The 10,566-nt window shown below is 67.8% G+C and carries 8 protein-coding genes and 1 pseudogene; 2 read left to right on the forward strand and 7 right to left on the reverse strand.

Features of this window, described 5'->3' with window-relative positions; all coding sequences use genetic code 11:
- The first annotated feature begins 10 nt into the window (after positions 1–10).
- Positions 11–1,084: an NAD(P)-binding domain-containing protein gene (locus tag VHB92_RS11315; RefSeq protein ID WP_325453859.1), complete on the forward strand. Its 1,074-nt coding sequence runs from the start codon at positions 11–13 to the stop codon at positions 1,082–1,084.
- Here VHB92_RS11315 and VHB92_RS11320 read toward each other — a convergent pair.
- From VHB92_RS11320 to VHB92_RS11335, 4 genes are read right to left on the reverse strand one after another with little or no spacing between them, the layout of a single operon-like run.
- Positions 1,068–3,137: a glycogen debranching N-terminal domain-containing protein gene (locus VHB92_RS11320; RefSeq protein WP_325453860.1), complete on the reverse strand. Its 2,070-nt coding sequence runs from the start codon at positions 3,135–3,137 to the stop codon at positions 1,068–1,070. The genes VHB92_RS11315 and VHB92_RS11320 overlap by 17 nt on opposite strands.
- Positions 3,137–4,048, reverse strand: coding sequence for a carbohydrate ABC transporter permease (locus tag VHB92_RS11325; RefSeq protein WP_414653102.1), 912 nt, complete (start codon positions 4,046–4,048; stop codon positions 3,137–3,139). Before VHB92_RS11325 ends, VHB92_RS11320 begins: the two co-directional genes overlap by 1 nt.
- Positions 4,045–5,190, reverse strand: a complete 1,146-nt coding sequence (locus VHB92_RS11330; protein ID WP_325453862.1) for a sugar ABC transporter permease — start codon at positions 5,188–5,190, stop codon at positions 4,045–4,047. Before VHB92_RS11330 ends, VHB92_RS11325 begins: the two co-directional genes overlap by 4 nt.
- A gap of 4 nt (positions 5,191–5,194) precedes the next feature.
- Positions 5,195–6,439, reverse strand: coding sequence for a sugar ABC transporter substrate-binding protein (locus tag VHB92_RS11335; RefSeq protein ID WP_325453863.1), 1,245 nt, complete (start codon positions 6,437–6,439; stop codon positions 5,195–5,197).
- 381 nt (positions 6,440–6,820) lie between these two features.
- Here VHB92_RS11335 and VHB92_RS11340 point away from each other — a divergent pair, with 381 nt between their 5' ends.
- Entirely contained in the window at positions 6,821–7,837 is a 1,017-nt protein-coding gene (locus tag VHB92_RS11340; RefSeq protein WP_325453864.1) for a LacI family DNA-binding transcriptional regulator, read from the forward strand.
- A gap of 115 nt (positions 7,838–7,952) precedes the next feature.
- Here VHB92_RS11340 and VHB92_RS11345 read toward each other — a convergent pair whose 3' ends face one another.
- From VHB92_RS11345 to VHB92_RS11355, 3 genes and pseudogenes are all read right to left on the reverse strand, one after another.
- On the reverse strand, positions 7,953–9,173 hold the full coding sequence (locus tag VHB92_RS11345) for a DNA polymerase domain-containing protein (protein ID WP_325453865.1): 1,221 nt from the start codon (positions 9,171–9,173) through the stop codon (positions 7,953–7,955).
- Between the two features lie 250 nt (positions 9,174–9,423).
- Positions 9,424–9,978, reverse strand: coding sequence for an N-acetyltransferase (locus VHB92_RS11350; RefSeq protein WP_325453866.1), 555 nt, complete (start codon positions 9,976–9,978; stop codon positions 9,424–9,426).
- Between the two features lie 110 nt (positions 9,979–10,088).
- Positions 10,089–10,566: pseudogene (locus VHB92_RS11355) on the reverse strand (DNA-binding protein); the annotation flags it as partial.

A 10,566-nucleotide genomic window follows, 5' to 3' on the forward strand; every position in this document is an offset into this window, starting at 1 on the left:
GATATAGAGCGTGTCTCCCGTCCCCGCGCGCACCCAGGTGATGATCATCGGGGCCGGGCAGGCGGGTCTCGCGGTGGCCTACTATCTGCGGCGGTTCCAGCTGGAACCCGACGTCGACTTCGTGATCGTCGACCGTGGTCCTGGCACTGGCGGCGCCTGGCAGTTCCGGTGGGACGCCCTGCGCCTGGGCAGTGCGCACAAAGTCAACGACCTTCCCGGCATGGCCGAACTCGGCATCAGCTTCGAGACGGCGGACCGCACGCTGCCGGCGAAGGACATCGTCGCCGGCTACTACCGCAGATACGAAGACCACTTCGGGCTGAGCGTGCACCGTCCGGCCGATGCGACGTCGGTCGTGAACCGCGGAGCCGACCTCGTGGTGCAGCACACCGAGGGCGAGACCGCAACGCAGGTGCTCGTCAACGCCACGGGAACGTGGGGCGCCCCGTTCGTCCCCTACTACCCGGGCGTCTCCACATTCCGCGGACGGCATGTGCACACCAACGGCTACGTCGCCGCCGAGGAGTTCCGCGACCAGAACGTTGTCGTGGTGGGCGGCGGCACGAGCGCAGTGGGGTTTCTTCTGGAACTCGAGGATGTCGCGGCGTCGGTGTCGTGGGCATCCCGCCGGCCCATCGACTTCAGCACCGAGCACGTCCGCACCATCGAGGGCGGCGTCGCGGCGGTGCGCGACGCCGAGGCCGCGGCTCGCGCGGGCCGCGCACTGCCCAGCGTGGTGAGCTCGACCGGCGTTCCGCTCACCAGGAAGGTGGCGGCGGGAATCTCGCGCGGACTGCTCAAGGAGCGCCCCATGTTCGTCGCCGTCGAGCACGACGGCGTGCGCTGGCGCGACGGATCGTTCACCCCGGCAGACGCCATCATCTGGGCCACCGGATTCCGTCCCGAACTGCGGCATCTCGCCCCGCTCAAGCTGCGCGAGAAGACCGGCGGGGTCCCCGTCGAGTCGGGACAGGTGTGGACGGATGCCCGCATCTTCCTCGCCGGCTACGGCCCGTACGCCTCCACGATCGGCGCCAACCGCTCCGGTCGCGTGATCGCCCGGCAGATCATGGCGCTGCTGTAGCGCCGTTCGTGCTGGTCGGAGTGACCTCCGCCGTGCCGTCCTCGCCGACGCGTACCTCGTAACACGTCTCCCCCACATGCAGGCCGGTGACGCACACGCTTCCGCTGCCCGTCGACGGTGCCACCACGAGTGCCGCGCCTTCCGCACGCAGGCCGAGCCGCGCCGCCAGCACGCCGATGGCCGAAGCCGCCGACCACGCCTGAGGACGGCATGCGGCGGGATACGGCGCCGGGGTGCGGGTGTCGTTCGCCGAGTCGCCCGAGTGGAGCTCCGGCATCCGGAACCCGAATCGCTCGGCCGCGCGCAGCAGACCTTCGACGAGTCGATCGGCTCGTTCGGGCATGCCCGCTTCACTGAGGCCCCTGATGGCGATGGCGGTGTCGTGCGTCCACACCGAGCCGCCGTGGTAGCTGAGCGGCCAGTATCCGGCCGAGTCCGTCGCCATGGTGCGGAGCCCGAATCCCGAGTCGAGCCGGGGCGAGACGAGTCGCTCGGCGACCTCTCGCTCCTCGGCCGGGTCCAGGATGCCGGTGCCGAGCAGATGCCCGATGTTGCTGGTCAGCGTGTCGACGCGTCGCTTGCTCGCATCCAGGGCGACCGCCGGATAGCGGCCGCCATCCGGGTCGGCCACCCAGAACGACTCGGCGAAGCGTTCTTTGAGGCGAGCCGCCCAACGGCGCCACTCGCCCGCTCCCTGGCGGTCGAAGTGGTCGAGCAGCTCCGCGCCGGACAGCGCCGCCTCGTAGGCGTAGGCCTGCACCTCGCATAGGGCGATGGGGCCCTCGGCGAGCGTTCCGTCGCGCCACTGGATCGAGTCACCGGAGTCCTTCCAGCCCTGGTTCGCCAGGCCGTGGCCGGTCGTGTCGGCGTACTCCAGAAATCCGTCGCCGTCGCTGTCTCCGTGATCGCGCATCCATGCCAGCGCAGCCTCCAGGTGGGGCAGGAGGGCGCGGATGTCCGACTCCGCCGCGCCCCATCGCCATGCGTCGTGCAGCAGGCAGATCCATAGTGGTGTCGCGTCGATGGTGCCGTAGTAGAGCGGTGGCAGGGTCACCCCTTCTACGGGCAGGTTCAGCTCTGACGCTCGCAACTCGTGCATGATCTTGCCCGGCTGCTCCGCCGTCTGCGGGTCGATCTTCGTGCCTTGAGCAGCAGCTAGAACGCGCAGGGTGGACAGTGCCGGTGCAGTGGAGACCGGCAGCAGGAAGCGAGCCGTCCAGATCGAGTCCCGCCCGAACAGCGTGAAGAACCAGGGAGCACCGGCTGCCAGGAACTCGTCGCCTGGCGACAGTGTCGAGGTCATCCGCAGCGTGTCGAGGTCGGCCAGAGCGGCCGTCACCCAGTGTGCGAGCCGCGTGTCACCGGACTCGATCCTCAGGTCGCGCCAGGCTGAAGACCCGGCAGCACCCGACACCACGGCGCGAGCGTCGGCGAGCTGGATGCGCCACTGCAGTTCCGCCGATCCGTGCGCGGCGAGTTGGAGTTCCCACACTATGACCGCTCCGGTCTCCGTCTGGTGCACGGCGGCATCCGTCGCCGTCAGTGTGGCGGTCGTGGAACCGCCCGCCCATGCCGCCCCGTTCGGCACGGCCTGCGACGCCCAGTCGTGCGAGACGACGTTTCCGCTCTTCACCTCCTGCATGGGCGCGAAGTCCGGCCTCAGGTCGACCGTGATGCGTGTGCGCACAGGGACGTCACGCGCCGAGCTGATCACGACCCGCTCGAGCACGCCGTTCGGCTCCGCCTCGCGGATGCGGTCGATACGCACGCGAGGGTCGGCCCCCGGGCCGTCCAAATGCCGGAGCACGCCGGTGAAGGTGGCGCTCGAGGCCGTCGGCTGTGCGATGGAGATCCAGTCAGGCCGTTCGCCGTCGGATCTCAGCTCGGCGAAGGCGAGGACGCGAACGTCGCCGTGATACAGGCCATGGATCGGAGCCGCTCCTGCGTCTCCCGTGCGGTCGGACCAGAACTGCGTAGGCGCGCGCAGCACTATGGTCTGGTCGTCGAGGAACGGCTGACGGTCGTGATGCATGGTTCCCTTCTGCTCGGCCACTACTCCTTCACCGCACCCTCGCTGGAGTTCATGATGCGGCGCTGGAAGATGAAGAACATGACGGCGACCGGGATCGTCATAACGGCCGCCGCCGCGAGTTTGAGCGGATATTGCGTGCCCTGGCTCAGCTGCCCGCTCGCGAGCGATGCCACACCCTTCGTCAAGGTCGTCAGCTGAGGGCTCTGCGTGGAGATGATGAAGTGGCTGAGCTCGTTCCACGATCCCTGGAACGACAGGATCACGATCGTGATGAGCGCCGGCGTGGCCATCGGCAGAACGACGGACCAGAACACGCGGAAGGTTCCGGCGCCGTCGATGCGCGCCTGCTCTTCCACGCTCACGGGTATGGACTCGAAGAAGTTCTTCATGATGAAGACGCCGGCCGCGTCGACGAGCAGCGGCAGGATCATGCCCGTGTACGAGTCGTAGATGCCCAGCGTGTTGATCACGAGGAACTTCGGAATGAGCAGCACGACGAGCGGAACGCTCATGACGGCGACGAGTCCGGCGAAGATCGCGCCTCTGCCGCGGAAGTGCAGTCTGGCCAGGGCGTAACCCGCGAGCGAGTCGAAGAACACCCGCCCGACGGTCACGAAGATCGTGACGATGGCGGAGTTCTTGAACCAGAGCGGGAAGTCCGAGGTGAGGAAGAGCTTCTGGTAGGCCGCGGTCGTCCAGGTCTGCGGAAGCAGCGATGCCGCGTTGGATGCCGCATCAGGGTCGGTCTTGAAAGACGTGACGACCTGGATGAGGAACGGGTAGATGTAGATGGCGGCGATCGCGATCAGCGCCGCGTAGAGCAGAACGCGCCCGACCGTCATCCTGCCGCTCCTCCGTGCTGGGGGCCGGGCATGACGTCTGCTGTCGCTCTCGGCTGCCACGGTCACGGTCCTCGCCTGTGTCGTGGTCATCGCGATCCACCTCCCGTCGCCTGTGCTGCCCGCTTCGACTCGGCGCGTGCGGCGGTCTCGGGCGAATAGGCCAGCTGCCTGCGCCTGGACACCTTCTTCTCGCGCAGCACCCAGCGCTGCAGCAAGGTGAAGAGCACGATGATCACGAACAGGATGAACGCGATCGCGGCGCCCTGACCCCAGGCCTGGTTCTGAAACGCGCTCTGGTACGAGAGGTACGCAGGGGTGAGCGTCGTCTTGGCAGGGTTGCCCTGGGTGCCGGTGTAGATCTGATCGAACACCTGCCAGCATCCGATCAGGCCGAGCGTCAGCACCGTGAAGAGGGTGGGTCTCAACTGGGGGAGCGTCACGCGCCAGAACCGCTTCCATGCGCCCGCGCCGTCCATCATCGCCGCCTCGTCGATGTCGGGACTGAGGTTCTGCAGGGCAGCGATGAACAGGAGCATGAACGTGCCGCTTGTTGTGAACACCGCCATGACGATGAACGCGAACATGGCGACCGAGGGGCCCCTGAGCCAGTCCCAGAACGAGACGCCGAGAAACGAGTTCCGCGTGAGGAACGCAGGACCGTCATGGATGCCGACCACTGCCAGCCCGTTCTGGATGAGTCCGCTCGGCTCGTTGAACCAGTTCGGGCCCTTGATGCCCATCCAGGCCAGCACCTGATTCACGGTTCCCGTGGTGCTGAAGAGGAACAGCCAGAGCACCGTGATCGCCACGGAGCTCGTTACCGACGGAAAGTAGTACGCAGTGCGGAAGAAGCCCCGGCCGCGCAGCAGCGTGCGGTTCACGAGCAGCGCGAGCGCGAGCGCGAGAGCCGTCTGCAAGGGCACGACGAAGATCACGTACCAGACGTTGTTCTTCAAGGCCGTGCCGAAGTCGCTCTCGGCGAGTCCGCCTCCGTCGAGGATCGTCGAGTAGTTGCGAAGCCCGACGAAGTGCACGTCGGACGAGAACGGGCTGCCTCTTCCTCCCCAGTCCGAGAAGCTCACCCACAGCGCCATGATCACGGGGATCACGAGGAAGACACCGAGGATGATGAGCACCGGAGCGGTGAACAGCCATCCGGACGCCGCCTCGCCGCGCCGGATCCCTCCGAATCCGGCGCGGCGCGGCTTCGTCATCACCGTGGTCGTGGTCATGGCGCTACTTCAGCAGCGCTTCGAGGTTCTTCTGCGTGGCGTCGAGGATCGTCGTGGGATCGGATGACCCCAGCTGGCCGAGCTTGGAGTCGAGGTCGGCGATCACATCGGATGCACCCTTCACGGTCGGCACACCCTTCGCGTACGAAGCGGCGTCGAGGAACGGCGTGAACTGCGGGTACAGCTTCTTCCATTCGGATGCCGCGGAGCGGATGGACGGCATCACGCCGAACGCCTTCGCGAACGCCAGCTGGTCGTCCTTGGAGGTCAGCTTCTGCACGAGATCGAGCGCTGCCTTCTGGTTCGGGCTGTCCGCGGCGATGCCCCAGCAGTTCGTGAACTGGAGAGTGCCTTTGCCCGCCGCGCCCTCGGGGAGCGGAACGACCGTGTACTTCACGTTCGGGTAGTCGGACTGCATGGCGCCCGAGATCCAGTTGCCCTCGATGGTCATGGCACCGAGGTTCTTGCCGAACGCCTCCCCGCCCCAGCCGGCACCGACATCCGCGGCGAACTTCATGGCTCCGTCGTTGAGCATCTTCTTCGCGAAGTCGAGGGCCTTCACGTTGGCCGAGCTGTCAGCCGTCGCCTTCGTGCTGGAATCGTTCATGAGGTTGCCGCCCGCTTGCACCATGAACGCGCCCAGTCGCTCGTATTGGCCGCTCACGACGAGCCCGGTGCGGCCGCCGGTGCCGAGCTTCTTCGCGACGGCGTCGAGCTGGTCCCAGGTCTTCGGGTAGTCGGCGGCGGTCAGGCCGGCGGCTCTCCAGTCGTCGTTGTTCACAATGAGCTGCAGCGTGGAGAAGTCCTTCGGTGCGCAGTACAGCTTGCCGTCGTACGTGAAGTTCTTCACGAGCGACGGATAGAAGTCGCTCTTGTTCTTCAACTGGTCGCCGTACGCGAGCAGGGATCCGTTGGATGCGTATCCCGCCAGCGACCCGGTGGAGAGGTAGAACACGTCGGCGGGCTTCTTCGCGGCGAAGCCCTGCGCGAGCTGCTGGTCGAGGTTGTTGGCGGCGATCACCTTAGCCCCCGTGCCCGAGGACTTCGACCAGGACGCGACCGCCGACTTCACGGCTGCAGTCTCGGCGTCACCGCTGGAGCCGATCATCACCGTGAGCGCCTTGTTCGACGAAGTGAGCGATCCACTCGTGGAACTTCCACTGCTGAATCCGGAACCGCAGGCGCTGAGGGCGAGCGCGGTGGTGACCGCGAGCGCGCCCGACGCCAGCCATCGTGTGCGTCGTTGCATGGTGACACTCCTCATATACGTCGTCATGATTGCGGGGCCGCTGAGGCGAGACGTCGCGTCTCTGCGGCTCTTTGAACGATCAAATTCGGTGATTCGAAACTGGTTTGATCGTTCAAATGCGTGTACCGTCAAGCTAATTCGCAGCACAAGGCGTGTCAAGGCGTGGTCGGCACGACGGCGACGCGGAGGAACGACACACCACGGGCACCCTGCGGGGGCGGCCGGCCGACGCACCTGCAGCGCTCCCGCCGCGGGGGCCGGTCAGCGCCGAGTGAACCGCGTGCAAAGGTGTGAACCGGTGCAACGACCCACGCGGTGCAGCGAAAGAACAGCATCGAGCGGAGGCCGCAGCGCGGTCACCGGTTTCAGAAAGGGGAGTGGATGTCGCGACTGCCGACCGTGCACGACGTCGCTCGCGCGGCGGGCGTGTCTCGCCAGACAGTCTCCAACGTGCTCAACTCCCCCGGCATCGTGCGGGAGGACACGCGCGAGCGGGTACGCAAGGCCATCGACGATCTCGGGTACCGACCACACGCATCCGCGAGGCGACTGCGCACGCAGAAGAGCTCGACCATAGGTATCCGGCTCGATCCCATGGTCGACGGCATCTCCGGGTCGATCCTCGATCGCTTCCTGCACGCTCTCACCGAGCAGGCGGATGCCGTCGGCCTGCGGATCCTGCTGTTCACGGCCGCGCGTCCCGAAGACGAGATCCGGCAGTTCGGCCGGCTGATCGACGGTTCGGACGTCGACGCCTTCGTTCTGACATCCACCTTCCACGGCGACCCGCGCACGGAGTGGCTCATCGAACACGGGCAGACGTTCGTGACCTTCGGCCGTCCGTGGGGCATCGACGACATGAACGACCCGCGGCATGCCTGGGTGGACGTCGACGGCCGCGCCGGCGTGCGCGCGGCGACGGAATCACTTCTGGAACGAGGTCACAAGCGCATCGGCTTCCTCGGATGGCCGACAGGTTCCGGAACCGGTGACGAACGCGCGGGCGGATGGCGCGACGCGATGGTCGCGGCCGGGCTCGGCGATGGGCTGGTCTCACTGCTGGAGACGGCCGTCGACACGGTGGCGGACGCTCGTGAGGCATCGGCTCGTCTCGTCGAGAACGGCGGCGGCCTGGATGCCGTCGTGGCAGCGAGCGACAGCCTCGCCCTGGGCGCCGTGGTGCAGACCAATGGCGCGCTCCCCGTGATCGGTTTCGACAACACGCCCGTCTCGGCGGCGATGGGATTCTCGAGCGTCGATCAGCGTCTGGACGAGGTGGCTGCGGGCGTGCTCGACCTGCTCACGCACAACGAGGGGACAGTGCCGCGCCACCGGCTCGTCACGCCCGAACTGGTCTTGCGGTCGTCGCATCCGCCCGTCGTGCCCGACGAGCGCTGATGCGCGGGCCTGGCTACGCCACCAGGTCGGTTTCACTGACAGAAATCGCGGATGCCGGCGCGCTCAGCCGCATTTTCTGTCAGTGAGACGCCGGCCAGGCATCCCGGTCGCGGGCTCAGCGGCCCGCGAACGGGTCGTAGTCGGCGAGCAGGGGGCCCTGCGCGGGCCGCTCGTCCTCCGGAACGTGCTGCAGGTTGATGCGAACCCGGTACCACACCGAGCTCGAGCCGCGCATGCCGTCGATGAGCTCGTCGGCCGGGTGCAGCTGCTGCGCGGCATCCGGATGCTGCGCCTTCCACTGTGCCAGCGCATCCAGCGCCTCTGGCTTGGTCTTCGTGCGCGCGATCTCAATGAGCGGCATCTGCGAGACGCGCCTTCCGGCACCGTCTCCCGCCCGCGGCGGCTTCTCCGCGGGACCGAGCTTCCCAGCGAGCGCGAGCAAGGCGTCGAGCGAACCGGCCTGGTCGTCGATGCCGGCGTGCGGGTCGCCTCGCTCGGCGAACCGCTCGAGCACGGTGGACACCGTGAACTCCTCGGGCCGCCGCGAGCGCACCTCGTGCCAGTCGAGCGGTGTCGAGACGCGGGCGTCGGGCAGCGGGCGCACGGAATAGGCCGACGCGACGGTCCGATCCTTCGCGTTCTGGTTGAAGTCGACGAACACGCTCTCGCCGCGCTCCTCCTTCCACCAGTGCGCGGTGGCCAGCCCGGGAACGCGGTTCTCGACCTCGCGCGCGAGCGTCTGTGCGGCGAGCCGCACATCGGCGAAGTCCCAGTGCGGAGCAATCCGCACCAGGATGTGCAGGCCGCGCGACCCACTCGTCTTGGGCCAGCCGATCAGACCGTGGTCCTCGAGCACCTCCCGGGCGACGAAGGCGACATCCACGATCTGCGACCAGTCCACGCCGGGCATGGGATCGAGGTCGACCCGCAGCTCGTCCGGATGATCGAGGTCCTCGGCGCGCACCGCGTGCGGGTTGAGGTCGAGGCATCCGAGGTTCGCCACCCAGGCGAGGCCGGCGGCGTCGCGCACAACGGTCTCCTCCGCGGAGGTGCCCCTGGCGTAGTGCAGGGTCGCGGTGTCGATATACGACGGATGCTCGTTCGGCACTCGCTTCTGGAAGAACGGCTCCTGAGACAGCCCCTTGACGAAGCGCTTGAGCACCATCGGCCGACCGCCGGCTCCGCGCAGCGCTCCCTCGGCCACGGCGACGAAGTAGCTGGCGATGTCGAGCTTGGTGAGCCTGGGCTGCGGGAACACGACCTTGTCCGGATGCGAGATGCGAACCTCGTGCCCGTCCACCTCGAGGAACGTCTCGGACTTCGACGACGCGCTCATCCTGTCACGCTAGCCCCGCGGTCCGGCCTCGGACCAGGGGCTGTCGCCGGCCGCCGCGGTTGCGGTACGGGCGGCCGCGGTACTCGGGACCGGGGGTGCTTCGGCCCGATATCGCGGTCGAACGGCCTCTCATCCTGAATACGGATGCGCACGGTGCGGCCGGAGGGCGGGCCGTCGGCGCGAGCAGGGGACGTGGGAGGCCGCCGCGGCGCACGCGCACGCCGCACACGCCCGCCGCCGCAGCCGGGCGTCAGCCGAAGGCCAGGTACGTGCCCGGCTTGCCGGGCTCGACCAGCTCGAACTTCAGCTGCAGGCCGGTGCTCTCGAGAAGCTCGACTTGCTGACGGAACTGCTCGTTCGTGACGTACACCGCGTTGGTGAACCGCCACTCGACCGCGAACCAGGAGCGAAGGGCGTGCAGGAGGCGGGCATCCATGCCGAGTCGCAGCTGAGCGAGTCGCACCCAGAAGTAGACGACGGCATCCACCTGCGACCAGTCGTCGTCGCCGACCGCGGTGACCGTCGATCGCGCCAGGAACTTCGCCGTCGTCGGAAAGATGTACACGCATCCGCGGCATTCCGTGCCGCTCGGATCGAGCACCGTGAACGTGAAGGCGCGATGCTCGGCGTGGCGTTGTTCCAGGCCGCGCAGATCCTCGCGGTTCGCCTCGACCGTGAAGTCGTCCTCCGGCCACGACGACTGCTCCCAGAGCCGCAGGTAGTCCCTGGTCTCCATCAGTGCACCGTGGTCGAGCTCGGCGTCATCCGCCGTGATCGGCCGCAGCACGAACTCGTCGGTGGCCAATCCCGTCGGGATCGGCGCGCGTCGGGATGCGTGAACGACACCGTGTTCCTCTCTGAACGTGCCTCTCTGAACGTGCGACGCGGTCGACCGCCACGGGCCAAACGCGGCGATTAGCGGTGCGCGGCGTGCGTCGACGTGTCGCGCGGGTCCTTGGGCGCTGTCTCGCCCGGTGCCGTTCCGGTTCCGGGGGCGGCCGAGCCGCTGACATTGCTCGTCGGCCCCGTGTCCGTCGGCCCGGTGCCGGTCGTCCCCGATCCCGTCGGTGCGGAGCCGGAGCCGCCAGACGCGGCAGCGCCGCCCCGCCTGCCGCGGCCTGCGGCCGTAGGGGCCGCGGGCGCGAGCGGACGTCGAGGGATGGCGCGGATGGGCTCGCCTCGGCGATCCTGACCGGGAAGCGGCCGCGACCGGCGCCCGTACACAAGCTCAGACGAATCCAGCAGCCACGGTACGAGCGCGATCGTCACACCGTGCAGCATCATGAGCTGCTTCGAGATGCGGCGGGCTCGATGGTTGTGCAGGAAGCTCTCCCACCAGTGCCCGACGATGTACTGCGGCAGATACACCGTGGTCACCTCTGAGCCGTGCTCC

This window comes from Humibacter sp. (genome assembly GCF_035547335.1).
In the GTDB taxonomy this organism is placed as follows: Bacteria; Actinomycetota; Actinomycetes; order Actinomycetales; family Microbacteriaceae; genus Humibacter.